This is a genomic window from Chryseobacterium sp. NFX27, from assembly GCF_049887855.1.
GTDB lineage: Bacteria > Bacteroidota > Bacteroidia > Flavobacteriales > Weeksellaceae > Chryseobacterium.
The window spans coordinates 18258-42306 of sequence record NZ_JAGEKK010000008.1 but is presented as its reverse complement, the minus strand read 5'-3'; the positions used below and the strand labels follow the sequence as shown (position 1 = coordinate 42306).

Annotated in this window: 27 protein-coding genes; 14 read left to right on the top strand and 13 right to left on the bottom strand. The window is 38.5% G+C overall.

The window, feature by feature from the left end; all coding sequences use genetic code 11:
• Positions 1-322 precede the first annotated feature (322 nt).
• Both J4Q03_RS10640 and mutS read left to right on the top strand, forming a co-directional pair.
• Entirely contained in the window at positions 323-1798 is a 1476-nt protein-coding gene (locus J4Q03_RS10640) for a T9SS type A sorting domain-containing protein (RefSeq protein WP_426048159.1), read from the top strand.
• 65 nt (positions 1799-1863) lie between these two features.
• Entirely contained in the window at positions 1864-4452 is a 2589-nt protein-coding gene (gene mutS, locus J4Q03_RS10635; RefSeq protein WP_426048158.1) for a DNA mismatch repair protein MutS, read from the top strand.
• 102 nt (positions 4453-4554) lie between these two features.
• On the opposite strand, the gene J4Q03_RS10630 is transcribed toward mutS, so the two are convergent.
• Positions 4555-4713 carry a bacteriocin gene (locus J4Q03_RS10630; protein WP_223557943.1) on the bottom strand — a complete coding sequence of 53 codons (159 nt, stop codon included), beginning with the start codon at positions 4711-4713 and terminating at the stop codon, positions 4555-4557.
• A 29-nt stretch (positions 4714-4742) separates the two neighbouring features.
• Entirely contained in the window at positions 4743-4907 is a 165-nt protein-coding gene (locus J4Q03_RS10625; RefSeq protein WP_111954095.1) for a bacteriocin, read from the bottom strand.
• A 138-nt stretch (positions 4908-5045) separates the two neighbouring features.
• On the opposite strand from J4Q03_RS10625, the gene J4Q03_RS10620 reads away from it, so the two are divergent.
• The 3 genes from J4Q03_RS10620 (at position 5046) to J4Q03_RS10610 (ending at position 6758) form a co-directional block, all read left to right on the top strand.
• Complete coding sequence (locus J4Q03_RS10620; protein ID WP_426048157.1) at positions 5046-5534, top strand: TlpA family protein disulfide reductase; 489 nt, start codon at positions 5046-5048, stop codon at positions 5532-5534.
• A gap of 10 nt (positions 5535-5544) precedes the next feature.
• Complete coding sequence (locus J4Q03_RS10615) at positions 5545-6204, top strand: thioredoxin family protein (protein WP_426048156.1); 660 nt, start codon at positions 5545-5547, stop codon at positions 6202-6204.
• Positions 6205-6356: 152 nt separating this feature from the next.
• Entirely contained in the window at positions 6357-6758 is a 402-nt protein-coding gene (locus tag J4Q03_RS10610) for a DUF2809 domain-containing protein (protein ID WP_426048155.1), read from the top strand.
• Here J4Q03_RS10610 and J4Q03_RS10605 read toward each other — a convergent pair.
• The 5 genes from J4Q03_RS10605 to J4Q03_RS10585 all read right to left on the bottom strand — a co-directional run bounded on the left by J4Q03_RS10605 (position 6745) and on the right by J4Q03_RS10585 (position 10385).
• Positions 6745-7158, bottom strand: coding sequence for an energy transducer TonB (locus tag J4Q03_RS10605; protein ID WP_426048154.1), 414 nt, complete (start codon positions 7156-7158; stop codon positions 6745-6747). The two genes, J4Q03_RS10610 and J4Q03_RS10605, sit on opposite strands and share 14 nt — an antisense overlap.
• 10 nt (positions 7159-7168) lie before the next feature.
• Complete coding sequence (locus J4Q03_RS10600) at positions 7169-8089, bottom strand: YARHG domain-containing protein (protein ID WP_426048153.1); 921 nt, start codon at positions 8087-8089, stop codon at positions 7169-7171.
• Entirely contained in the window at positions 8086-8646 is a 561-nt protein-coding gene (locus tag J4Q03_RS10595; RefSeq protein ID WP_426048152.1) for a DUF2306 domain-containing protein, read from the bottom strand. The genes J4Q03_RS10600 and J4Q03_RS10595 overlap by 4 nt, the downstream gene beginning before the upstream one ends.
• 79 nt (positions 8647-8725) lie before the next feature.
• Positions 8726-9151 carry an energy transducer TonB gene (locus tag J4Q03_RS10590; RefSeq protein WP_426048151.1) on the bottom strand — a complete coding sequence of 142 codons (426 nt, stop codon included), beginning with the start codon at positions 9149-9151 and terminating at the stop codon, positions 8726-8728.
• A 31-nt stretch (positions 9152-9182) separates the two neighbouring features.
• Entirely contained in the window at positions 9183-10385 is a 1203-nt protein-coding gene (locus J4Q03_RS10585) for an NAD(P)/FAD-dependent oxidoreductase (protein WP_426048150.1), read from the bottom strand.
• Between the two features lie 113 nt (positions 10386-10498).
• Here J4Q03_RS10585 and J4Q03_RS10580 point away from each other — a divergent pair, with 113 nt between their 5' ends.
• The 5 genes from J4Q03_RS10580 (at position 10499) to J4Q03_RS10560 (ending at position 15447) form a co-directional block, all read left to right on the top strand.
• Positions 10499-10990 (top strand): acyl-CoA thioesterase, encoded by a 492-nt coding sequence (locus J4Q03_RS10580; RefSeq protein ID WP_426048149.1) that lies wholly within the window; start codon positions 10499-10501, stop codon positions 10988-10990.
• Positions 10991-11064: 74 nt separating this feature from the next.
• The gene (gene thiL / locus J4Q03_RS10575) at positions 11065-12126 is read left to right on the top strand and encodes a thiamine-phosphate kinase (protein ID WP_426048148.1); all 1062 of its coding nucleotides are present in this window, start codon (positions 11065-11067) and stop codon (positions 12124-12126) included.
• 92 nt (positions 12127-12218) lie between these two features.
• Positions 12219-13037: a helix-turn-helix domain-containing protein gene (locus tag J4Q03_RS10570; protein WP_426048147.1), complete on the top strand. Its 819-nt coding sequence runs from the start codon at positions 12219-12221 to the stop codon at positions 13035-13037.
• A gap of 165 nt (positions 13038-13202) precedes the next feature.
• On the top strand, positions 13203-14393 hold the full coding sequence (locus J4Q03_RS10565) for a multidrug effflux MFS transporter (protein WP_426048146.1): 1191 nt from the start codon (positions 13203-13205) through the stop codon (positions 14391-14393).
• A gap of 151 nt (positions 14394-14544) precedes the next feature.
• On the top strand, positions 14545-15447 hold the full coding sequence (locus J4Q03_RS10560; protein ID WP_426048145.1) for a DUF6268 family outer membrane beta-barrel protein: 903 nt from the start codon (positions 14545-14547) through the stop codon (positions 15445-15447).
• A 154-nt stretch (positions 15448-15601) separates the two neighbouring features.
• Here J4Q03_RS10560 and J4Q03_RS10555 read toward each other — a convergent pair whose 3' ends face one another.
• The 6 genes from J4Q03_RS10555 to pepT form a co-directional block, all read right to left on the bottom strand.
• On the bottom strand, positions 15602-16336 hold the full coding sequence (locus tag J4Q03_RS10555; protein WP_426048144.1) for a LytR/AlgR family response regulator transcription factor: 735 nt from the start codon (positions 16334-16336) through the stop codon (positions 15602-15604).
• On the bottom strand, positions 16326-17387 hold the full coding sequence (locus tag J4Q03_RS10550) for a sensor histidine kinase (protein WP_426048143.1): 1062 nt from the start codon (positions 17385-17387) through the stop codon (positions 16326-16328). Before J4Q03_RS10550 ends, J4Q03_RS10555 begins: the two co-directional genes overlap by 11 nt.
• A gap of 76 nt (positions 17388-17463) precedes the next feature.
• Positions 17464-18060 carry a porin family protein gene (locus tag J4Q03_RS10545; RefSeq protein WP_426048142.1) on the bottom strand — a complete coding sequence of 199 codons (597 nt, stop codon included), beginning with the start codon at positions 18058-18060 and terminating at the stop codon, positions 17464-17466.
• Positions 18061-18209: 149 nt separating this feature from the next.
• Positions 18210-18449 (bottom strand): hypothetical protein, encoded by a 240-nt coding sequence (locus tag J4Q03_RS10540; protein ID WP_426048141.1) that lies wholly within the window; start codon positions 18447-18449, stop codon positions 18210-18212.
• A 159-nt stretch (positions 18450-18608) separates the two neighbouring features.
• Complete coding sequence (locus J4Q03_RS10535) at positions 18609-19178, bottom strand: hypothetical protein (protein WP_426048140.1); 570 nt, start codon at positions 19176-19178, stop codon at positions 18609-18611.
• Between the two features lie 6 nt (positions 19179-19184).
• Positions 19185-20432, bottom strand: a complete 1248-nt coding sequence (pepT, locus tag J4Q03_RS10530) for a peptidase T (protein ID WP_426048139.1) — start codon at positions 20430-20432, stop codon at positions 19185-19187.
• Between the two features lie 155 nt (positions 20433-20587).
• Here pepT and J4Q03_RS10525 point away from each other — a divergent pair, with 155 nt between their 5' ends.
• The 4 genes from J4Q03_RS10525 (at position 20588) to J4Q03_RS10510 (ending at position 24049) form a co-directional block, all read left to right on the top strand.
• The gene (locus J4Q03_RS10525) at positions 20588-21004 is read left to right on the top strand and encodes an RrF2 family transcriptional regulator (RefSeq protein WP_426048138.1); all 417 of its coding nucleotides are present in this window, start codon (positions 20588-20590) and stop codon (positions 21002-21004) included.
• Positions 21005-21088: 84 nt separating this feature from the next.
• Positions 21089-21802, top strand: coding sequence for a phosphoadenylyl-sulfate reductase (locus J4Q03_RS10520; protein ID WP_426048137.1), 714 nt, complete (start codon positions 21089-21091; stop codon positions 21800-21802).
• Between the two features lie 10 nt (positions 21803-21812).
• The gene (cysD, locus tag J4Q03_RS10515; RefSeq protein WP_426048136.1) at positions 21813-22721 is read left to right on the top strand and encodes a sulfate adenylyltransferase subunit CysD; all 909 of its coding nucleotides are present in this window, start codon (positions 21813-21815) and stop codon (positions 22719-22721) included.
• An 89-nt stretch (positions 22722-22810) separates the two neighbouring features.
• Positions 22811-24049: a sulfate adenylyltransferase subunit 1 gene (locus J4Q03_RS10510; RefSeq protein ID WP_426048135.1), complete on the top strand. Its 1239-nt coding sequence runs from the start codon at positions 22811-22813 to the stop codon at positions 24047-24049.

Below are 24049 nucleotides of genomic sequence, written 5' to 3'. Positions count from 1 at the left end.
TAAGTTAAGAGCATGTTTAAAAATAAAACTATTAAAATTTACATGACGAATTTCACGCCAAAAACAAATTTAAAAAAAATTGTCACTTGTTTGTATTGATTTGTTTTTGTAATTTATTGGTAACTAATCAATCAAATTACAATGAAAAACTAAATATTGATTATCGAGCGGATGTTTTCATTGTTTGATAATGACAGAAATCTATGCAGAAATTATGAATCCTGGTGGAACCTCTGAAAACATGGTCAAATTATCCGCTATAAAATTTTTAAACAAACTATAAGAATTATCCGAAAATTTGTATTTTTACAAAAAAAACACTATGAAAAAAAAATATCTTTTTTTTATTCTTTTTTTATTATCTGGATTCTTTTTAAAGGCACAGAATATAGCATGGTATAAAGATTTACCAACGATTCCTGGTTTTCCTTATGCTGGTGGAGCTGTATCAGCTACAGACGCATTTGATAATATATATGTAGGATGGACCTCTTCTCGTACTTCTCCCGATGAACGATTATTATGTGTTGCAAAATATAATTCAGCAGGAGAATTAGATCCTATATTTGGAAATGGGGGCTTTACTAATTTCAGTCCTATTTCAAGTGCCACTATTATGGGCTTAAAAGTATTAACAGGGGGTAAAATTGTATTGTTTATGCAAGATGGGACGGCTTTAAGACTGAATTCTGATGGAACCCAGGATACAAGCTTTGGTTATAATGGGATTAAACAGATATTCGAGGGAGCACAATATTATTATAGAGGTATAAAAGTATATGAATACAACAATCACTCTTTCATTACCAACAGTTATAAAGATATTTTTAACAATTATAAAGCTGAGATTGTTTGTTTAGATCAAAATCTTAATGTGGATCCCACTTATCTCAACCAAGGACATTTGGATGTCATTCCGGCTTTTAACGTTCCATCAATTTATAAATTTGCTATAAACGGATTATATTTTTATAATAATAAGATACTAGTCAATACTGGTACAACTTATTCTTATCCATATATTTCTGAATATGATTTACAGACAGGAGTGAAGAATCTAAATTATGGGAATAATGGAGACTCTGGAGCTTATGGCCTAGTTTCTACTGTACAATATGGAAAAGCACTTACTGTTAGTATGCATCTGATAGGATCAAACAACCGTCCTTTGGTAGTTAAAAGGTATTTGCCTGATATGCAGGTGGATCCCTCTTTTTCTATGACTTCACCATCGGGAGTACAATTTCAGCCTGATAACAGGACATATACTCTGCCCAATAATCAGATCTTAATATCAACAACTGTAGATATTTCACAAAGTTCAGATCGTAGAGTATTACTTTGCTTAAACCCCAATGGAGATCGAGATATTGGTTTTGGAGGAATGGTTATTAATCCTTATTCTACGGCTTATGGTGTGTTTGATGTATCATCTGCTATTGACACAAAAAACCCCAACTGGTATATTCATGATAATTATTTACTAGGGGTAACATCAGGACGTATAGCTAAAATTTTATATAATACCACTACGCTTTCATCAGTTGAAACAGAAAAGCCGTCTGCAAAAGTTGAGCTGGTACCTAATCCTGTTTCCGGTAAAGCACAATTAATGATGAGCCAGGTAAAAGACAAGCCCTCTGCAGCCATTTACAGTGCAGATGGAAGGAAAATATCAGAAACTATTATCACTCAAAGAAATACAGAATTAGATTTTTCTTTACTGCCTTCCGGAAACTATATTATCAAAATTCAAAGTAAGGATAGGAAAGAGACATTGAAGTTTATCAAGAAATAAATTTTATATTTTCAGCATCCTATAACGCCAAATTTATTTTTTAAATTTGGGGCTCATTTTTTATTATGGCAAAAACGAAGAAGGAAACCCCGTTAATGACGCAGTATAATACCATCAAGGCTAAATACCCTGATGCTCTGCTGTTGTTCAGGGTTGGAGACTTTTATGAAACATTCGGGCAGGATGCTGTGAGAACTTCCCAGATCTTGGGTATTGTTCTTACCAAAAGAGCTAATGGAGACGGACATATAGAACTGGCAGGATTTCCACACCATTCCGTAGATTCTTACCTTCCAAAATTGGTAAGGGCCGGAATGAGAGTTGCCATCTGTGATCAGCTGGAAGACCCTAAAACAGTCAAAGGTATTGTAAAAAGAGGGGTGACAGAGCTGGTGACTCCGGGAGTTACCTTCAATGATCAGGTATTAAATTCAAAAAAGAATAACTTCCTTCTTTCTCTGCATAAAGAAAAAGAAAAGTTTGGGATTGCTATGGTAGATGTTTCTACCGGTGAGTTTTTGGTAAGTGAAGGAAATCTTGAAAAGATCCTGCATATCATCAATACTTTTGACCCCAGCGAAATTGTATATCAAAGAAGTGTTCAATTGCCGGAACAACTCAAAAATAAAAGTGCCTTTAAGCTTGAAGACTGGGCTTTCCAGTATAATTTTGCCTACGAAAAACTGACTTCCCATTTCAAAACGAATTCTTTAAAAGGTTTTGGTGTTGAAAACCTTCCGCTTGCCATTACAGCTGCGGGAGCTATTTTTGCCTACCTGGTGGAAGATACCCATCACAATCTGCTGGCCCATATCACAAAGCTTCAGATTATTCCTCAGGAAGACTATCTGATGATGGACAACTTTACCTTAAGAAACCTTGAAATTGTTTACCCAAGTAATCCACAGGGAAAATCGCTGCTGGATATTATTGATAAAACATCTACCCCCATGGGCGGAAGGCTATTGAGGAGGAGAATCATTCTTCCGTTAAAGTCGGTGGACGAGATCATGAGAAGACTTTCCCTGATTGATTTCCTGAATGAAAATGATCATCTCAAATACGAGATCTGCCAATTGCTGAAATCAATCTCGGATCTTGACAGGCTGATGGGAAAACTGGCGGCGGAAAAAATATCTCCGAAAGAATTGGGCTACCTGCGTCAGAGTCTGATCAATATTCATCAGATCAAAGCGTTGCTTCATCCACACTCAGATGTTTTGGCGTGGCTGGAACCTTTGTTTGATATGGAGGAGCTGATCAAATTTTTACAGAATCATCTTAATGATGAACTTCCGGTGAACATCTCCAAAGGAAATATTATCAAGGAAAGTATCTCTGAAGAACTTGACCGGTTGAGGAGCCTTCAAAGTAAAGGCCGCGGCTTTCTGGATGAAATGTGCCAGAGAGAAATAGAAAGAACGGGAATTTCAAGCCTTAAAATTGATTTTAATAATGTTTTTGGATATTATATAGAAGTAAGAAATGCCCATAAAGATAAAGTTCCGGCTGATTGGTTAAGAAAGCAAACGCTTGTCAACGCAGAACGTTACATCACCGAAGAACTGAAAGAATACGAAAGCCAGATCCTGGGTGCCGAAGAAAAAATAGGCGTTCTGGAAAATGAGCTGTATAGAAATGTCTGCTCTGAAACAATGGTCTATATGGATCAGATCCAGGGAAATTCCAATATTATTGCCCAGCTTGATGTTGCTGCAGGACTTTCCGAATTGGCTGTTTCAGAAAGTTATACAAAACCGATTCTTAATCAGGGGTATGCCATTGATCTTAAAGAGGCAAGGCACCCGATTATTGAAAATGCTCTTCCTCTGGGAGAAAAATATATCCCGAACGATATATTTTTAGATAAAGACTCCCAACAGATCATTATGGTGACGGGGCCTAACATGGCCGGTAAGTCGGCAATTCTGCGTCAGACAGCAATTGTGTGCCTTTTGGCTCAGATTGGAAGTTTTGTTCCGGCAAAGCATGCCGAGATTGGTGTTCTGGATAAAATTTTCACAAGGGTAGGGGCGACCGACAATATTTCTGCCGGTGAATCTACTTTTATGGTAGAAATGAATGAAGCAGCGAATATCCTGAATAATATTTCGGAACGCAGCCTTATCCTTCTTGACGAGATAGGCCGTGGGACATCCACCTATGACGGAGTTTCCATTGCGTGGGCTATTGCAGAATATCTTCACCAGCATCCTACACAGGCAAAAACGTTGTTCGCAACCCACTATCACGAATTGAATGAAATGACCGTGAATTTTGAAAGGGTAAAGAACTTTCACGTTTCCATTCAGGAAAATAAAGGAAATATCATTTTTTTAAGAAAGCTGATCCCGGGTGGTAGTGAGCACAGTTTCGGTATCCATGTGGCTAAACTGGCGGGCATGCCTGCAAAAGTGGTCAACAGAGCCAATGAGATCCTTAAAACCCTTGAAGCAAGCCGTTCGCAGACTTCCAGTACTTCAGAAAGTATTAAAAGGGTAACTGAAGAAAACATGCAGCTCTCTTTTTTCCAGCTGGATGATCCTGTACTGGAAAATATCCGTGAAGAGCTTACAAAAATAGACATCAATACTTTGACCCCGATTGAAGCTTTAATGAAGCTTAATTCAATAAAAAAAATGATTGGAGGGTAGCTTACAGTTGCTTTCCGGCTTTATTCATTGCAGGAAGATATTAATTTACATTAAAACAGGCTGGAAGATCTTCCAGCCTGTTTATTTTTTATAGGGTAATGTTTAGCAGCAGTATCCGTCACTGCCTCTCGGTCCGATGATCATGAAATGGCTGGGTACCCCTCTGAGTTTACACAGACCTTCAGCGCATGAAGCGCCTCCGTTGATTTCTTTCAGCTCTTTTTTTGTGAGTTTTCTGCTTTGGAAGTTTGATTTTTTCATACCAATTATTTTGTAGTTAATTTAAATTTTTAACAGCAGTATCCATCCTGAATACCATAAACGCCATACAATTCTACTCCGGTTACCGGATCAATACAGCTTACGACTCTTGGACATACAGGTCTGAAGCCTCCACTGATTTCTTTCAATTCTTTTTTTGAAAGTTTTCTTGGTTGAAGATTTGATTTTTTCATAATAATCTTAATTTGGTGATAGCTAATTTACATTTTATTTTATATAATTCTATTGGTAGTGATAAAAAAATAAAAATCATTAACAAAGTTTAACAGATTGATACTTAAAGAAAAGGAAAGCATTTACTAATTTTAAGCATGAAGAAATTACTAAGTATATTTATCTTTTTTGTATCCTTTGCTGCTTTGAATGCTCAGCAGACAGAAGTTTCCATTATGAAATATGAAGATCTGGAAAAACATATTCAGAAGGATAACGATAAGCTGGTGGTGGTCAACTTCTGGGCGACTACCTGTGCACCTTGTGTGAAAGAACTGCCACATTTTATGGAGATCAATAATAAATATAAAGGTCAGTCAGATTTTAAAATGATTTTGGTGTCACTGGACAGGCTTGTGGATAGAGAAAGAGTCTTGAAATTCATCAAAAATAAAAATCTTACCGCCGAAGTCATCCTGCTGGATGATATTAAAAGAATGAATACCTGGATTCCAAGGTTTGAAAAAAACTGGGACGGAAATATTCCGGTAACGATCTTCTATAAAAATGGTGAAAAAGTGTATTTCAACGATGGGGAAATGAGTAAAGAGGACCTGGAAAAGACCATCAACAATAATTTAAAATAAAAAATATCATATGAAAAACCTGAAAATTTTAATGACAGCATTGATTACGGGGCTCGGGCTTCTGAGTTTTACAACAATAGATGATAAAGCAGATGTTCCACAAAAAATATCTGCAAAATCTTCCGTAAAAGGATATGAAGTTGGAGATGAGGCCTCTGATTTTAAGCTGAAGAATATTGACGGTAAAATGGTTTCCCTAAGCGATTTTAAAAGCGCGAAAGGATTTATCCTGGTCTTTACCTGCAATCATTGCCCATACGCAAAAAAATATGAAGACAGGATCGTAGAACTGGATAAAAAATTCAAGGATCAGGGGTATCCGGTTATTGCCGTTAATCCCAATGACCCCAATGTACAACCGGAAGACGGTTACAAACAGATGATCGAAAGAGCAAAACAGAAAGGATTTACTTTCCCGTATTTGGTAGACGAAGGACAAAAGATATACCCACTTTACGGAGCTACAAAAACACCCCACGTTTTTGTCCTTCAGAAAGAAAGCGGAAAAAATATCGTGAAATATATCGGAGCCATAGACAACAACTATGAAAATCCAAATGATGTATCTGAATATTACGCTCAGGATGCTGTAAATGCTCTAATTAAAGGTGAGCCTGTGAAAATGACAAAAACAGTAGCTATAGGATGTACAATCAAAGTAAAGAAATAATATATTTGTACAAAATTATAAGGATCGGTGTTCTTTGAATGCCGATTTTTTATGACCGAAATCGGATGATGTTTTATTTATTCAATCGGGGCGGGCTTTAGCCCGCACAAAAAATCAGCCATTGAAGGCTTTAGCCAAAACTTAAAAACAGCATGGAATTTAAATTCAGTCTGAAATATCTTCTTTTTACCATTGTTCTCTTTCTTATAGAAGTTCTGATCGCGACAAAACTGGCCAATATTTTCTTCGTAAGAGCTTATCTTGGTGACGTGATAGTTGTTATGCTTCTGTACACATTTGTTAAAGCCTTCGCGAAAATTAATAATGAAAAACTTATCTTAGGAATCTTGGTTTTTTCCTGTATCGTAGAATTTGCACAATACTTTAAGATTGCAGAAAAATTAGGTTTCCGTCCTGGAAGCCTGATGTATATTGTAATAGGAAACTCCTTCTCGTGGATAGATATTCTGTGTTATGCTGCAGGATGCCTGCTGCTTTTCCTTGGGCTGAAGTTTACCCAATCAAAAAAAGAGAAGCAAACTATTGCAGGCTGAATACCAAAGGCTGTCTCATGATGCTCCGGACTTTTTTGCCATTCTGTTCTGCAGGAATCCATTGTGTTTTCACCATTTTCAAAGCTCTTAGAAATTCATCTTTTACCATTTTATATTCATAGGATTCTATATTAATATCTACCATATTTCCTTCGGTATCTACAATGAAGGTAGCAACGGCTTTAGCTTTCATAATCTCCGCTTTTACTAATGGAGAGGTCCGGAAATTCTTTAAGATTTCCTTTACAAATGCCTGGTGCCCGCCAGGAAACGCGGCAATTCGGGATGGCCCGGGTTCTGTATCTACCGATGGTTTTGGATCCGGAATTACAGCTGAATCTTTTTGGGCAGCAAGAGAAACGGTCCAGAATAACAGAATAAAAAACAAATATTTTTTCATAAAGTACATCTTATCTTCCAAAGCTGTCATATTTATCCTCCGCATATTTTATAAAGCGGTTAAGTAAGGCTACATTTTCCTTTTCCATTGGCGAAAGCTCTTTATCAACATTATTTGAAACAGGAATATACCAGTCGGTTTGCTCAAAGAAATACCTGTAGGTTTCCTTTTTGAAAGAATAGCCATGTCTTGCAAAAACAGAATTTTTGATGATCTCAAGGTCTATTTTGCGTAAATTTTTAAGGTCTTTTTCAGACAGCTTTTGCTTCGATGCATTTAAATTAAAAATCGCTTCAGAAGCTACTCTGTTTTTAGAAGTGGTATAGCTTTCCGTCTTTCCGGTTTCATCATCCGTATATTTTTCTACAAAATCCTTTGGATTGGACCAGTCAACCAGATCAGAATCCTTGTCCAGCATAAAGTTCGGATTATATACAAAATCCTTCTTTGAAAGCTTAATGGTTTTTAAAGGGGATTTTACTGCTGTTTTATTGAAGGCATTCCATTTTCCGGTAATACTGTCGCCGCTTAATTTCACTTCAAACCTGCCATCTGTTTTGTCATTGCCGGGCTCATCCAGTACAAAAGATTTTGTACTTTCATTAAAAATGCCTCTGAACGGACGTTGATTTCCACTAACAATACTCTGTCCGTACACACTGTCTTTAGTAATTCTGTTGATTTTCAGTGAGATTCTCTTATTGATGCTCCCTTCATATTCAGAACCGTCAGTTTCATCTACCATTTTTTCCATCCCGGCAAAATCTCCGGTATAAATCCCGTAATATTCTTTATAGATTTCCGGGACAACTACAGAATCTTTTTTAGCAATCACAGAATCTTTTCCTGTTTCGTTCATTTTTCCATCTTTCTTACAGCTCAGCAGAGAAACCGCCAGTAAGGAAGCAAGGGTGTAGTTTAGAATTTTCATATATGTTTTTTTGCAATTAAATATTCAATTAAAAGGATATTGGGAATCCAGCCCAGCCATGCGATGATCTGGTAGACATCCATTGGATTTGGGTGGAATAAATATACGATAATAACTTTCCAGATCCGTAAAGTAAGGGCAGATAAAGTAAGGGCAAAACTTCGCCACATCCAATGCTTGTGTTCTTTAAACCTTTTTTGTCTTGCCGATTGATAGGCTTTATATGTGGTGAGCCACCAAAGGGATCCTAAAATAATGAACGAGATTTTAGAAAAAAAGCCTCCGTTGGCAAAAAATCCCATGTAGATTCCGGAGGGTGCCGCCAGAATCAGAATTAAAAAAATGTAAACTTTTCCAATATTCCTGTGAAAGTTTTTAATCCCGAAATCTTTTCTTAGAATAGCCAGAAACCCGGAAAGCAACACAAAAATACTGGTATACACATGCGTATAAAAAAAAGAAAGATATTCCGGTCTGTCCTGAACCTCTGTCTGCTTGATCATCAGAAAGCTCACATTGGGATTGAAGGGAATGTATTCCAGTGTAATTTTGAGCATCAGCCAAAAGAAATATCCAAACCCCAAAATCAAAAGGGTTTTAAAGAAAAAAGAAATGTTTTTTTTGACTGATAGCACTTTAATTATTCATTGTTAAGGTAAAAGGAACCGAATAATATGAACGGACAGGTACTCCATTGTGTTCTGCCGGTTTCAATTTAGTTTTTAGAGATTTGATTGCTCTTTCTACTTCCTTATTGAAATCGGGATCATCTCCTGTTACTAGAATATTTTCTATTCTGCCATTGGCTTTAACTATAATTTTTGCTTTCGAAAAGAGTGTTCCTTTTTTCAAATTTATATCCTTTATCCGGGTTAAATTTATTTTGTCAGCAAGATCTTTTCGAAATTTCATCATCCCTCCAGGATATGATTCAAATTTATCGTCTGCAGGATTATACTGAGCTGTTGAACGATCTTCTACAGGTTGTGCTTGAGTTTCCTGTGCTTGACAAAAAGCAAATTGCCCTCCTAGGAGTAAAATGAATATTAAGATTTTTTTCATGTTTATAGTTTACAGTAAAAATAATACTTTTTTACAATCCGTTGAGATCCTGTGCAATAAGCCATCCTTCACTCCAGCACGCCTGGAAATTAAAACCTCCCGTCACTGCATCAATGTTCAGGACTTCTCCTGCAATGTGAAAATTAGGAAGTAGTTTGGAGGACATGTTTTTAAAGTTAATTTCCTTTAAATCAATACCTCCTGCAGTTACAAACTCGTCTTTAAAAGTAGATTTTCCACTTACTTTCATTTTTTTGCTGCAGAGATTTTCAAGAATCTTGTGCATTTCTTTTCCTGAAATATTGGAGATCTGCTTATTAAGATCAACCTGTGAAACGGTTAATATTTTCTGCCAGAACCGGTTGGTAATATCAAATATCTTAGCCTGTCCGATCGTTTTCTTAGGATTTGACTGTTTAAAACTCTGGAAACTTTCTTCAGCATCATCCATAGGTTTTGAAATAAAATTTACCTCAATTTCAAATTGATACTTTACTTTCGCGAGGTTTATCGCTTCCCATGCAGAAATTTTCAGAACCGCAGGTCCCGAAAGCCCCCAATGCGTGATCAGTAGAGGTCCGCTCTCTTCAGTTTTTAAGGAAGGAATTGAGATTTCAGCATTTTCAAAGCTGGTTCCCGGAATATCCTGTAGCAGCTCATCTTTAATATTGAAGGTAAAAAGCGACGGAACGAGATCCACGATCTTATGACCCAGATTTTCAACGATCTTCAGAGATTTTGGTGAACTTCCTGTTGTATAAACGATATAATCTGCCTGAAAATCACCTAAACTGGTCTTAACAAGATACTTTTCATCCTGCTTTACAATTTCTTTAACGGAACATTTTGTTTTGACCTCTACCTTTTTATTCTGAATTTCATTCAGTAAAGTATTGATAATGGTCTGTGAAGAATTGCTTTCCGGAAATACCCGGTTATCACTCTCAATTTTCAAAGGAACGCTGCGCTGATCAAACCATTCCATAGTGTCTCCCGGCTGAAATTTAGTAAAAACGCTCAGCAGTTCCTTATTTCCTCTCGGATAAAACTGAACCAGTTCCCGGGGGTCAAAACAGGCATGCGTGACATTGCAGCGACCGCCGCCTGAGATTTTTACCTTCTGAAGTACATCCGAGTTCTGTTCCAGGATGGTGATTTTATATTTTTTTTCGTCCAGGTTCGATGCGCAGAAAAAGCCTGCCGCACCGCCTCCGATAATGATGATCTGTTTCATGTAATGGTAATCCTATGCTGAAGATTATTTTTTCAAAAGTACAATTTTTATAAACCATCTTATTTGAGTAATTTTGAAGATTATAATTTAATCATACTAAAAACAACTTTTACATGATTTTTTACCATAAATTCGAAGTACGCTGGAGTGATCTTGATGCCAACAAGCACTTAGCCAATTCATCATATGTACAGTACTGTGCCCAGTCCAGAATGGCTTTTATGACCAAAGAAAAGATGGGGGTAACCCAGCTGAGCCGATGGGGAATAGGGCCCGTAATCCTGCATGAAAGATATTCTTTCTTTAAGGAGATCTACGCCGACCAGACGGTAATTGTAAGCCTTGAAATCGACGGATGCTCGGAAGACTCTTCCATCTACAGATTTCTCCATAAATTTTATACGCCGGATGGGGTACACTGTGCCACTGCAGAGGCTACGGGCGTATGGATAGACATGATGCTGAGAAAAATGACCACTCCGCCGGATGATGTGGTAGAAGCAATGAACAAATACAAAAGCCCTGAAACCATAGTGATGAGCAGGGAAGACTTTAAAAAGCTTCCTTTCCAGCCCAATAATGTGGATCCGGCAGAATTTAACTAATTCAAGGTTTAAAGCTCACGGTTCAATGGTGAATGTCACAATACATTTCACACTGGACATTAATACAAAAAAATATGTTTGAAGATAAATCTCAGGAACTGACCCCGATCTCCAAATTAGGAGAATTTGGCCTTATAAAGCATTTGACAGAACATTTTCCATTGTCCAACGAATCAACGGAACTTGGAGTAGGAGACGATGCGGCGGTTATCAACCCTGGAAATAAGAAAGTTGTCCTTACAACGGACGTACTTGCAGAAGGAGTTCACTTTAATTTAGGATACGTGCCTTTAAAGCATTTAGGCTACAAAGCTGTTGTTGTGAACCTCAGCGATATTGCAGCAATGAATGCTGTTCCCACACAGATTTTGGTTTCTCTGGCTGTTTCCAGCCGTTTTCCGGTGGAAGCTTTGGAAGAGATCTATTCAGGTATACAGGCGGCATGTACAAGATATAAGGTTGATCTGATAGGAGGAGATACCACAAGTTCTAATTCCGGACTCGTCATGAGTATTACCGCTGTGGGAATTGAGAATGAGGAGAATATCATAAAAAGAAGCGGGGCAAAACCGAATGACCTTCTGGTGGTAAGCGGAGATTTGGGTGGTGCTTATATGGGACTACAGATTCTTGAAAGAGAACATGCTGTTTTCCTAGCCAACCCCAATATGCAGCCAGAAATGGAAGGCTATGATTATATCCTTGAAAGACAGCTTAAACCTGAAGCAAGAACAGATGTTAAAGCCATTCTGGAAGAACTGGATATCAAGCCGACTTCAATGATCGATATTTCTGACGGTCTGGCTTCTGAGATTTTGCATCTTTCTGACCAGTCGAAAGCGGGATTCAGACTTTATGAAGAGAAGATTCCGATGGACAGTCTCACGATTTCCACGGCGGACGAAATGAATCTTAATCCTGTGATGACTGCATTAAGCGGCGGCGAAGATTATGAACTGCTGTTCACCATTTCTCCAAATGATTTTGATAAAATCAAAAACCATCCTGATTTTACGATCATTGGTCATGCGGTAGACAGTGAAGAAGGAAACTATATGGTAGCAAGAGGCTCCAATCAGCTTGTTCCACTGACGGCACAGGGCTGGGATGCTTTTTTAAACAGCCAGCAAAAATAAATAGAATTATATTTAATTTGAATATTGTAGAAAACCACAGCTTTTTTTGCTGTGGTTTTTGTTTAGCTGAATAATATTAAAGAAACAGACCAATGTCCACACCGGAAAAAAACATCCCCGTCCACCACCTCACCTCCCAACAGTTTCAGCTGATGACTCTTGATACAGGACATCCGGAGAATTTTAATGATGTTCATAGGCATAATTTCTTTGAGATTATCTGGTTCAGTCATGTCGGGGAAAACAGCAGTTTGGAGCTGGATTTTGAAAGTCACTCCCTTAAAAATAACCAGATTTGCATTATTGCACCTGGACAGGTATTCAATATGAAACTGAGAGGTGAAAAAGGCTATGTACTGGCCGTGAGCAGGGAGATATTTAAAGAAGCCTGCGATATCGAAACAATTCTCATAGGCGGAACGTGTCCCTTTTCTTTAGGTCCCCAAAGCGCAGAAACATGCAATACTATTATCTCGCTTATGGAAGAGGAATATATTGGTGCATCAAGAGTCGATTTATTAAAAACCTACCTCAGAGCATTCTGTATCATCATCACAGAGCAAATCAATCGGCAGGATTCTTCAATTAATGACAGGCAGCGCATTCAGAAGCTGATAAGTCTGATCGAAGAATATTATATTATCCAGAGAGATACCCGCTTCTATGCAGATCAGATAAAAATAAGCACCCATCACTTGAATGATATTGTCCGTCTTTCGAGAGGAACGACGGTTAAAAAGATGATCGCCCAACGATTGGTGCTCGAAGCCAAAAGAGAACTTAGTTTTGGAGCTTTGACCATTAAGGAAATTGCTTTTAAACTGGGGTTCAGCGATGCATCTTATTTCTCCCGTTTTTTCAAAAAACATACTGGCCAGAATCCTGATATGTTTAAGGCTGGAAAGGATTGATCTTCATAAAGTTCTTTCCATTTTGTTTTAATATTAAATATTTCAAACAGAAAGATGTGATCCTCAATTTGTGCTGGTCTTCCTTCACTTCCTGTATTGAACAGCCTTGTTTTTTGGAGGAATTTTGCCGGAAGAAAAAACCGCCCTGTGCGGATACCCTGTTTTATGAGAAATTTAAGCATTGTAGTGTTTATTCTGGCACTGCTCAACACTCTGGAATCATTAAGTATAGATCTTTATCTGCCTGCCTTTCCAAGCATGGCCCAGATTTTTCAAACCGATATCGGACATATTCAGATTTCAATTTCTGTGTTTTTTGCCGGGTTTGCTTTCGGACAGTTACTTTGGGGACCTTTGTCTGACAGGACGGGACGTAAGCCCATGCTGTACTGCGGACTTTTACTTTTTATTGCAGGAGCTACAGCCATATTTTTTACAGAAAACATTTTTATGCTGTGGGCGATGCGTTTTCTACAGGCATTCGGTGGAAGTGCAGGCATTGTGATCGGAAGAGCGATCGTTATCGACCTTTATGACAGGCAGAAATCTGTAGCCATCTTTTCCCAGCAGTCACAGATCAGTGGAATTGCTCCCATTGTTGCGCCGCTTCTTGGAAGTGTATTTCTTAAATTCTGGGGCTGGAACAGTTCGTTCGCTTTTTTGGGAATAATGGGGCTGATTACCCTTTTCATGGTTTATAAGTATGTTCCTGAGACCAATTCAAGAACATCTCTTCCTGATATTACCGAAGTCGAAAAAGGATTAAAAAACCATTTAAAAGCAATTATTTCCAATAAAGAATTCATCAACAGCACGATGATTGGAAGTATTGCTTTCGCTTCTCTGATTATTTATATTTCTAATGCACCGTTTTTATTCATGAAACTTCATGGATTTTCCAGCGGTATTTTCAGTCTGATATTTGGGTTTAATTCACTGGCACTGATAACGGCAGCATATCTTACCCCTAAATTAATAAGGAGAGTAAGTGATACAAAACTTTTGCTGGCAGCCACTCTTCTGTTGCTGGTGGTTTGTGGCCTCCATATTTTGATAGCTGCGTCTGATCTTTCTGTGGCTTTAGAAATTATAATGCTGTACCTGTCATTGCTGGCCATAGGAATTCTTTTTCCTATAACTTCTGCCCATGCTTTGTCTCCTTTTAAAGAAGGACGGGGGACAGCGGCGGCAATCATGGGCTTTATGCAGCTGATGGTTACATTTTTACTTTCAGGACTGGCTGGGTTTTTAGAAGCTGATTCTATTATGCCTATGGTTATTCTGCGTGCAGGCATTGCATTATTTGCAGTTTGGTTTGCTTACCGCTCATTTAAGAATAAAAAAGATTGGGTGTAATATGAAATTCTTACAGGTTTGATCTCAAATTGGGCGAAGTAATATTCTGTATATCATGCTGTTTTTCCGTTTGGTCATACCATTCAAGCACTTAATCAAGTAATTTTTGTGACCGCCTTCTAAAAGTATCTCTTTGCATAAAATTTAAATTATGAAGAGAAATCTTTTGGCAGCGTCCTGCTGTCTGCTCGGATATTGGGCCAGCGCACAATCCGGAATATCAGGAGAGCTTAAAACTGAATATATACCCTTTTCCAGTTATATACGTCCGGAAGACAGCGTGAAAACCAATTCCAAAACTAACTTTAAAAGGGCAGATCTTAACCTCAGCATTCCATTGTCAGTGAAAAAAGACAGCAGCGGAAAGATAAAAGCCTGGTCACTTTTACTTAGCGGATCCTATGCAAAGATGGCTCATAAAGACTATGAAAAGCAGCTGTTTCCAGATCAGATGCTGAATGCGCAGGCCGGAATCCAGCATATAAGACCATTAGGAAAAAAGTGGAGCATGATGATGACAGCTACAGTAGGAGTTTATACAGATCTGGAGCAGATCAGCTCTGACGATATTCTCGGACAGGGAGGAATATTATTTATCAGACATTTCAATCCCAATCTGGCTTTAGGTGGAGGGCCTGTGCTAACCACCGCATTTGGAGTTCCTATGATATTGCCGTGGATCTATTTCGACTGGAAAACAAATGGTAAAATTAAATTCAACATCAACTTCCCGGAAGGAATGGAGGCTGGCTACCTGTTTTCGGATACATTTGCCCTGAAGGCTGTGGTGAACCTCAGCGGGATGACGGTAGAAAGAAATCAAGACGGAAAGTCTATGTTGCTTGGTTATCAACAGATCACGGCCGGAATCAGGCCCGAACTCAAACTGAATGACAAGCTGAGTCTCCGTCTTACAGGAGGAACAGCCCTGTTGAGAAGCTTCAATGAGAACGACAGGAAGATCAAAAGTATTTTCAAAGACAAAAAAATGGCAGATCCCAAGTTTGCCAGCACATTTTATGCCGCCGTATCGCTGAGGTGGAATTTACCTTAAGAGCATAGAGGGAAGATGGAAGTGACTACCCAACAATTATTTGCTTTTAGTCTGTTGATTATTTGTATCCTTGTAGATTCAAATAGAAAAGACCGTCATTTAATTTTCGGCAGCAATAACTTCCCTCTCCCAGCTTCTCTCTTCCTTTCCAAATCTACTTACTGATAAGCTTCTTATACACCACCTGATTGAGCAATTCCTCTTTTCGGGTACGGGAAATAGGAAGCTCTGTTTTATTAATGTAAAGACGTCCGCCTGAGATCATGTCGATATGGGTAATATTGATCAGGAAAGATTTGTGGATCCTGAAAAAATGTTCGGACGGAAGGGATTCTTCAATGGCTTTCATGGTTTGATGGATAACCAGAGACTTGTCTTTAAAGTGCAGTTTCGTATAGTTCTGCATACTTTCAATATAGAGAATATCTACCCAGGAGACTTTTATGAAGGTATCAGATTGCCTTACATACAGAAAAGGATCATCAAAAGGAGAGTTCTTCTTGATCTTTTCAGAAACAATAAACTGTTGTTGTGCTTTGTTCACGGCCTGATAAAAACGGTTAAAGGCAATGGGCTTCAGAAGATAATCCACAACCTGCAGGCGGTAGCCTTCCAGCGCATATTCTGAATAGGCGGTTGTGAGAATGCATAAAGGCGGGTTTTCAAGCTGCTCCAGAAACTCAAGACCACTTAAGTAAGGCATATTAATATCCAGAAAAAGAAGGTCAATTTCCTTTTCCTTTACTATGGCATCAGCTTCCAGTGCTGTGGCACAGGTACCCTCAACAGATAAAAAATCGATCTGGTCTGCCAGCTCTTTTAAGTGAAATCTGGCCAGAGGCTCATCATCGGTGATCAGGCATTTTATTTTGGGAATATTACTGCTCATTATTATCAGATAATTGTAGGGTTAACGTTACTTTATATACATTATCGGCTGCCAGAATGGTGAGTTCGTGAGCATTCGGATACTGTAATTTCAAACGCTTTTGTACATTTTGAAGCCCGATTCCTCCGGAGCCTTCCTTCTTTTTATAGGTTGCTGGTTCTGAATAAGAGTTTTCGGCATAAAACAAAAGAAAACCGTCCTTCTCTATGCAGGAAATTTTCACATAACCCTTATGCCCGGGCAGCCTGCAGACATACTTAAATGCATTCTCGATAAATGGAACCAGAAGGAGAGGAGCAATAAATGACCTGTTATTTCCGGTACTCCAGTCTGCATTCACCTCCAGCTCATTTCCCCATCTTAACTTTTCAACTTCTACCAGGTTCTGCAGATGCTCAATATCCTTATCCAGAGGTACAAGACTCTGGCTGCAGTGATAGAGCTGATAACGGAGAATGTCTGAAAATTTAAGAAGCAGATAATCAGCAAGTTTGGTGTCTGTTTTCATCAGAATATGAATATGATTCAAAATATTGAAAACTACATGGGGATTGATCTGATCCTGTAAAAGTTTGAGCTGATTTTCTAAATGAGCCTGCTGAAGAAGAATATGGTCCCGCTCTATTTTTCCGTGTTCCTGATAGAATTTGATTCCGCAGACAGATCCGTTAACCAAAAAAGAGGCCGGAAGAGCCAGATAAAATCCTTTCCACAAAAAGGGAAGGTGATCCACGAAATCAGCAGGAAGCTGGTTCTTTGAATTGATCTCAATATAAGTGAAGATCAGGGAATAGATAAAACTCAGTAAAAGTATAATTCCGGTGGCCTGAATCAGAAATAGCTTCATCTTTTTTAGCCTTAAAGCATTAGGAAGAAGCCTTGTTGTAAGAAAATGAGTAAAGATAAACGAAGTAATGGCAAGAGCAATCGTTTGGAATACGGCTGAAGCTTTGTCAGAAGTAGCCTGAAAGTTAATATATACCGCAACAGCAAAAACGAGCCAGAAAATCGTAACAAAAAAATATTTTCTTAATATTAGAGGTTTTGTCATGGATAGGATAACATAGGTTATAAAAAATTAGAAACCGCTGGGCGCAGTTTCTAATAGGTAAAGGTACTTTAAGTTTTTAGAATAAGAAATATCCTATCCCGAGCGTAAAGCCGTTGGGTTTGGATTTAAACTCCTTACTGATGCTCGTAAGTCCTGTTTCATATCTGAGATCTGCTGTGAAGTTTTTATAATCTACCCCGATACCTCCCGTAATACCGATGTTTGATTTATCAAAGCTTTTAAAGCCTTCCTGCAATGCTTTGGATGTTGAAAGATTATTTTTGAATGCATAGCTGTAAACTCCTCCGGCAAAGGCTCTTACATTAAAATCCTTAGTGTTGATCAATTTATAACCCACTACTATCGGGATGTCAATAGAGTTCCAGGTCAGTTTTGGAGAGCTTCCGTCTTTGGAATTGTAAGAAGTCTTTCTTTTGTTGAATAAAGCTTCTCCCTGCACATAGAGGCTTCCAATATCCATTCTTGTCATAATGCCTCCCTGATATCCAAAACCATATTTTCCTTCCAGTGCAGAAGATTCCGTAGAGGTTTTTGTATAGGTTGCCCCACCTTTTATCCCGATGTGGAAAGCCGGAGTTTGCTGTGCTTTGGTTTCAACCGAACAGGTAATACATAATAAAAGTGAGCTTAGTGCTAAAATTTGCTGTTTCATAAATTGCTGTAATAATTTGATGCAAAACAACAACTATGTGGAAGACAATGAAATTTTATTTGATAAACGGCAGAAATGCTTGGATAAGACTCTGTTTTTAGCTGAAAAAGAATAAAAAATCGGAAGATCTATCTTCCGATGGATGTCCGTTAAAAAGGTTCTTCCTCGCAAATAATGCCTGAAGGGCAACCGCCCCCTGGAGATCCGCCTCCTCCCACGGAAACACACCTTCCTGGGTTCTCATCATCATATAATTCACAGCCGTTCCCGAAAGCACATTCACAGTCTGTCCAGCAGTACGCAGAATCGCCGTTCATATGACATCCGCTTATCCCGGAACCAAGAATCGTTGACAGATCCTTTCTCAAAAGTTTTTTCATTTTTCTCATAATAAATTGATTTTAAAAGTTAAAAGTTTGATGTTAAAGTAAATATAATCAAAAAACATTTTATTTTTTTATCAATAAATAATGAAACAAAAATTTATAAAGGATATTTTTGAATTGTATGAAAATAATAAGCCCGCTGTCTAGGCAGCGGGCTTATTATTATTTACTGAAATTTAATTGTAAAGGAAGGTTTACAACAGAAAGTACCGGCCGGCCATTCGATTCTGCGGGCTTCCATTTGCCCTTATCCTTGATACGGTAAAAGCCTGCTTCTATAAATGCATTTACATCTTCATTATTACCCCTCACTTTTACATTATATATATTCCCTTTAGAGTCTAAAGTGAATTTTAAAGTTATTCTATAAGGATTCACGGCAAAATTCAGGAAAGAAAGATCAACAGCTTCATTTAAAAGCTTTTGGAACGAAGCCTTTCCGGTTTCATATTCTGCTTCTTTAGTAATCTTAAGAGCCATAGGAGGTGGAACTTCAGTTATCATTTTCTTTTCCTCCTCAGAAATTTTCTCTAAAGCATTTTTATATGCCGTTATTTTCTCCTCCGTAAGAAGCCACTCCTGCTTAGTTTTTAAATCATTAGGCTTAGGATATTTCTTGTACAGAGCCTTTTTCTTTCTTTCATAGCGGGAATCGGCTTTATCAAATGCAGAGATCTGGGCCTGGCTGAAAACAAAAGATATAATGAATACTAATGCTAAGAGTCTTTTCATAATCTATTAAGCTTTTACAATATTAATGATCACCTCAGTCGCTTTTTCCATACTTTCAAGGGCAACATATTCATACGGTCCATGGAAGTTCATTCCGCCTGCGAAAATATTCGGACACGGAAGTCCCATATAGGATAGCTGAGCTCCATCTGTTCCGCCTCGGATTGCTTTGATTTTAGGCTCAATATTCGCTTCTTTCATGGCTTTTGCTGCAAGATCGATAATATGCATTTTTCCTTCGAACTGCTGCTTCATGTTTCTGTACTGCTCTTTTATTTCCACTTCAGCAGTGCCCTCACCATATTTCTGATTGAATTCAGCTACTTTTTCCTCCATGAATTTTTTTCTGGCTTCATATTTTTCCTCATCATGATCACGAATGATGTATTGAAGCTTAGCCTCAGAAATATCAGCCGTAATATCCATTAAATGATAGAATCCATCAAAACCTTTAGTCGTGGCCGGAGTTTCATTCGCTGGAAGCATCTGAATAAATTCAGCGGCTAAAAGACCTGCATTCACCATTTTTCCATATGCATAACCCGGATGAACACTCAATCCGTGGATTTTCACTACAGCTCCTGCAGCATTGAAATTTTCGTATTCTAATTCTCCTACTTCACTTCCATCCATGGTATAGGCCCATTCTGCACCGAATTTAGCTACATCAAATTTATGTGCACCTCTTCCAATCTCTTCATCAGGGGTAAATCCTACCGCAACTCTTCCGTGCTTAATTTCCGGATGAGCAATAAGATATTCCGCAGCCGTTACAATTTCTGCACAGCCAGCTTTGTCATCAGCTCCCAAAAGTGTATTTCCGTCAGTAGTGATCAGTGTTTGTCCGATATATTTTTTTAAGCTTTCAAATTTTGAAGCAGACAGGGTAAATCCTGTAGTCTGGTTCAGAACAAGATCACTTCCGTCATAGTTTTCCCAAATCTGTGGTTTTACATTTTCACCACTGAAATCCGGTGACGTGTCATAATGTGAAATAAAACCAATGGTAGGTCTGTTATCATCTTCCAGGTTAGAAGGAATATACCCCATAATATAACCGTTATCATCAAGAGAAACATCTTCCAGACCAATGGTTCTCAGTTCCTCAGTAATATATTTTGCAATGTCCCACTGTCGGAGAGTAGAAGGAGTTGTTTCGCTTTCTGCATCACTGGTTGAATATATTTTTACATAAGCGAGAAAACGGTTCAGTAATTTCTCTTTCCACAATGGGTTGAATTCTATTATACTCATCGATCATAAATTTCCAACAAATATACAATGTAAATTTTTCAAATCTGAAATTTGGACCATCTTTCTGGCATATTTCAAAGCACAATATAGATTCAGTTTTTCAATTCCAGCGGTGATTTCGATAATCAAATAAATTATCATAACTTGCATCAATTATGATGTCCAAACGCTGCAAATATGCATTGAAAGCAATGGTAAGATTGGCAAGAAACTACAACCAGGGGTTTTTGTCAACGGCTATTATTGCACAGGATGAGAATATTTCCAAAAAATTTTTAGAACAGATTCTTCTCGAGCTCAAAAGAGCCAAGCTGGTCAACAGCAAACAGGGAACTATGGGAGGCTATTACCTCCTGAAATCTCCTGATGAAATCTCCTTGGCAGATATCTACCGTATTTTTGAAGGGCCGATTGCCTTAACTCCCTGTATTTCACTAAACTTTTATGAGCCTTGTGACGACTGTGTTGATGAGGCAACTTGCTATCTTAGAAATGAATTGATCATAGTAAGAGAAAAAACCAGAAAAAGCATGATGGAAGCTACCCTTACTTCCTTTATAAAAAACAGCTGAAATTTTTTTTAATTTTTATATCCTACTAATTTGGTAGGATAAATAGGATTTATATATATTTGCAGAAGTTAATTTCAATTAAAAATGGAAAACGCTCTGAAAATAGAATTCAATAATCTCCTCGAAAATGCCTCTACAGGTGTTTTTAATGCCGATTTTTTGCAGATTCTGGCAGAAAAATTTCCGGGAGAAGTGATATTCTCTACCAGCTTCAGCTATGAAGATCAGGTTGTGAGTCATCTGATAAAGAACCTGGATATTGATATTTTCACGCTCGATACGGGAAGACTTTTTGAACAGACTTATGAAACCTGGACCTTATCCAGGGCTTTTTTCAAAAAGAACATCAAAGCCTATTATCCGGATCCGGAAGCCCTGCAGAAATTTGTCTCGGAAAACGGACCGGATTCTTTTTACCAGTCTGTGGAAAATAGAAAAGTCTGCTGTAATATCCGAAAAGTTCAGCCTCTGAAAAAGGCCCTTCAGGGATATAAGATCTGGATTACAGGCTTAAGGTCTGAGCATTCCGCAGGCAGGAAAGAAATGCCGCAACTGGAGTGGGATCCGGATCATCAGATCATTAAATTTCATCCTATCCTTCACTGGACTACGGAACAGGTGGCAGACTATGTAAAAAAACATCACCTACCATATAACCAGCTTCACAAAAAAGGATTTGTAAGTATAGGATGTGAGCCCTGTACCAGAGCTATTAAAGAAGGCGAAGATTTCAGAGCCGGCCGGTGGTGGTGGGAAGATGCCGATAAGAAAGAATGCGGTTTACATGTTCATCAATAAAAAATATACTATGTCATTATATCAGTTAAATTATTTAGATCAGCTGGAATCCGAGTCCATTTATATCCTCAGAGAGGTTGCGGGGCAGTTTGAACGCCCGGCTTTACTGTTCAGTGGTGGAAAAGACAGTATTGTTCTGGCTCATCTGGCAGCAAAAGCATTTCCCCACGGAAAGATTCCATTTACATTCGTTCATGTTGATACCGGACACAATTTTCAGGAAGTCTTAGATTTCAGAGATCAGCTGGCTGAAGAGCTGAATGTGGATCTGGTTGTACGGAAAGTAGAGGACACAATTCAGAAAAGGAAACTGACAGAACCGAAAGGTAAATTCCCGAGCCGTAACTGGCTGCAAACCTTTACCCTGCTTGATGTAATTGAAGAATTTGAATTCGATTCATGCATCGGGGGAGCAAGGAGAGATGAAGAAAAAGCGCGTGCAAAAGAAAGAATATTTTCTGTCCGGGATGAATTCGGACAATGGGACCCGAAACTTCAAAGACCGGAGCTGTGGAATATTTTCAATGGAAAAATTCATAAAGGTGAAAATGTAAGGGTTTTCCCGATAAGCAACTGGACGGAGCTCGATGTCTGGAACTATATCCGAAGAGAGCATATAGATCTGCCGTCCATTTACTTTTCGCATGAAAGAGAAGTAGTAGACCTTAACGGACAGTGGATTGCTAATTCTGAATTTGCCGTATTGGAAGAAAGTGATATTGTAACAACAAAACGGATCCGCTACCGAACTGTGGGAGATATGACCTGTACGGCTGCCGTAGAATCTGAAGCGGCAACCGTTGACCGGGTAATTGAAGAAATTGTAGCCACCAGAATTTCAGAAAGAGGAGAAACAAGGATTGACGACCGGGTTACTGAAGCGGCCATGGAAGACCGTAAAAAAGGAGGTTATTTCTAATAGATAATGAATAAGCAATCAATGAACAGGCACTATTACACATAACAATCACTCATTACTTATCATTTATCACTTATAAATAAAAAATCGTGGATATATTAAGATTAATAACAGCAGGAAGCGTAGATGACGGTAAAAGCACCCTCATCGGAAGACTGCTTTACGATAGCAAGAGTATTTTACAGGACCAGCTGGAAGTACTTGAAAAACATTCAAAAAACAAAAACGATGATGGGGTAGATCTTGCTCTTTTAACGGATGGGCTCCGTGCTGAAAGAGAGCAGGGGATCACCATTGATGTCGCTTACCGATATTTTTCGACATCAAAAAGAAAATTTATTATTGCAGATGCTCCGGGACATGTTCAGTATACCCGCAATATGATTACCGGAGCTTCTAATTCGGATCTCATGGTCATTCTCATAGATGCCCGTAAAGGAGTTATTGAGCAGACGAGGAGACACTCCATTATAGCTTCATTGCTAAAACTGAAAAAGGTAGCTGTCGCCATCAACAAAATGGACATGGTGGATTATTCGGAAGATGTTTTTGAAACTATAAAAGCTGATTATTCTAAGATCGCAGAAGAGCTGGGCTTAAATGATGTTACCTATTTTCCGATTTCTGCATTGAAAGGGGATAATATTGTTTCCTTATCTCCTGTTACGGACTGGTATAAAGGAAGCTCTCTTCTTGAATACCTGGAAGAAGTACAGCTTGATCAGGTACAGAACAATGGCAGCCGTTTTCAGGTGCAGTATGTTATCCGTCCGCAGACCGAAGAATTACATGATTACCGTGGTTATGCCGGACAAATCGTAAGCGGAAGCTTTCAGAAAGGTCATAAAATAGCCATACTTCCGGCAGGTATCATCACAGAAATTTCTGCAATAGAGGTGAATGGCGCTGAGGTGCAGGAAGCGTTTGAAGGACAGCCTGTTGTAATTCAGATTAAAGAAGATATAGATGTAAGCAGAGGCGATTTCTTTACCTCGGCAGAAGAACTTCCCAATGTTGAAAAAGAAATAGAAGTATTACTGTGCTGGCTTGATCATAAAGCCCTGCAGCCGGGTAATAAATATCTGCTGCAACATCACAGCAGACAATTAAAAGCTGTGATAAAACAGGTCGATTACAAGATCAACGTCAATACGCTGGAAAAAGAAACCGCTGAAGAAGATATACAGCTCAACGAAATTGCTAAAGTAACGATACGGACAGCACAGCCCTTGGTGTTTGATGATTTTATAAGTAATAAAAAAACAGGATCCGCCATTTTGGTAGATGAAACATCCAATGCTACCGTTGCGGCCTGTATAATTCAGTAG

Excerpts from the sequence above, each read along its gene's own strand:
- J4Q03_RS10640 (WP_426048159.1), top strand. The coding sequence starts at position 323 with ATGAAAAAAAAATATCTTTTTTTTATTCTTTTTTTATTATCTGGATTC.
- J4Q03_RS10595 (WP_426048152.1), bottom strand. The coding sequence starts at position 8,646 with ATGCTCAAAATTACACTGGAATACATTCCCTTCAATCCCAATGTGAGC.
- cysD (WP_426048136.1), top strand. The coding sequence starts at position 21,813 with ATGTCATTATATCAGTTAAATTATTTAGATCAGCTGGAATCCGAGTCC.
- J4Q03_RS10545 (WP_426048142.1), bottom strand. The coding sequence starts at position 18,060 with ATGAAACAGCAAATTTTAGCACTAAGCTCACTTTTATTATGTATTACC.
- thiL (WP_426048148.1), top strand. The coding sequence starts at position 11,065 with ATGTTTGAAGATAAATCTCAGGAACTGACCCCGATCTCCAAATTAGGA.
- J4Q03_RS10535 (WP_426048140.1), bottom strand. The coding sequence starts at position 19,178 with ATGAAAAGACTCTTAGCATTAGTATTCATTATATCTTTTGTTTTCAGC.
- J4Q03_RS10555 (WP_426048144.1), bottom strand. The coding sequence starts at position 16,336 with ATGAGCAGTAATATTCCCAAAATAAAATGCCTGATCACCGATGATGAG.
- J4Q03_RS10560 (WP_426048145.1), top strand. The coding sequence starts at position 14,545 with ATGAAGAGAAATCTTTTGGCAGCGTCCTGCTGTCTGCTCGGATATTGG.
- J4Q03_RS10540 (WP_426048141.1), bottom strand. The coding sequence starts at position 18,449 with ATGAGAAAAATGAAAAAACTTTTGAGAAAGGATCTGTCAACGATTCTT.
- J4Q03_RS10625 (WP_111954095.1), bottom strand. The coding sequence starts at position 4,907 with ATGAAAAAATCAAATCTTCAACCAAGAAAACTTTCAAAAAAAGAATTG.
- J4Q03_RS10590 (WP_426048151.1), bottom strand. The coding sequence starts at position 9,151 with ATGAAAAAAATCTTAATATTCATTTTACTCCTAGGAGGGCAATTTGCT.
- J4Q03_RS10580 (WP_426048149.1), top strand. The coding sequence starts at position 10,499 with ATGATTTTTTACCATAAATTCGAAGTACGCTGGAGTGATCTTGATGCC.
- J4Q03_RS10620 (WP_426048157.1), top strand. The coding sequence starts at position 5,046 with ATGAAGAAATTACTAAGTATATTTATCTTTTTTGTATCCTTTGCTGCT.
- J4Q03_RS10570 (WP_426048147.1), top strand. The coding sequence starts at position 12,219 with ATGTCCACACCGGAAAAAAACATCCCCGTCCACCACCTCACCTCCCAA.
- J4Q03_RS10525 (WP_426048138.1), top strand. The coding sequence starts at position 20,588 with ATGATGTCCAAACGCTGCAAATATGCATTGAAAGCAATGGTAAGATTG.
- J4Q03_RS10585 (WP_426048150.1), bottom strand. The coding sequence starts at position 10,385 with ATGAAACAGATCATCATTATCGGAGGCGGTGCGGCAGGCTTTTTCTGC.
- J4Q03_RS10630 (WP_223557943.1), bottom strand. The coding sequence starts at position 4,713 with ATGAAAAAATCAAACTTCCAAAGCAGAAAACTCACAAAAAAAGAGCTG.
- pepT (WP_426048139.1), bottom strand. The coding sequence starts at position 20,432 with ATGAGTATAATAGAATTCAACCCATTGTGGAAAGAGAAATTACTGAAC.
- J4Q03_RS10600 (WP_426048153.1), bottom strand. The coding sequence starts at position 8,089 with ATGAAAATTCTAAACTACACCCTTGCTTCCTTACTGGCGGTTTCTCTG.
- J4Q03_RS10615 (WP_426048156.1), top strand. The coding sequence starts at position 5,545 with ATGAAAAACCTGAAAATTTTAATGACAGCATTGATTACGGGGCTCGGG.
- J4Q03_RS10550 (WP_426048143.1), bottom strand. The coding sequence starts at position 17,387 with ATGACAAAACCTCTAATATTAAGAAAATATTTTTTTGTTACGATTTTC.
- J4Q03_RS10565 (WP_426048146.1), top strand. The coding sequence starts at position 13,203 with ATGAGAAATTTAAGCATTGTAGTGTTTATTCTGGCACTGCTCAACACT.
- J4Q03_RS10610 (WP_426048155.1), top strand. The coding sequence starts at position 6,357 with ATGGAATTTAAATTCAGTCTGAAATATCTTCTTTTTACCATTGTTCTC.
- mutS (WP_426048158.1), top strand. The coding sequence starts at position 1,864 with ATGGCAAAAACGAAGAAGGAAACCCCGTTAATGACGCAGTATAATACC.
- J4Q03_RS10520 (WP_426048137.1), top strand. The coding sequence starts at position 21,089 with ATGGAAAACGCTCTGAAAATAGAATTCAATAATCTCCTCGAAAATGCC.
- J4Q03_RS10605 (WP_426048154.1), bottom strand. The coding sequence starts at position 7,158 with ATGAAAAAATATTTGTTTTTTATTCTGTTATTCTGGACCGTTTCTCTT.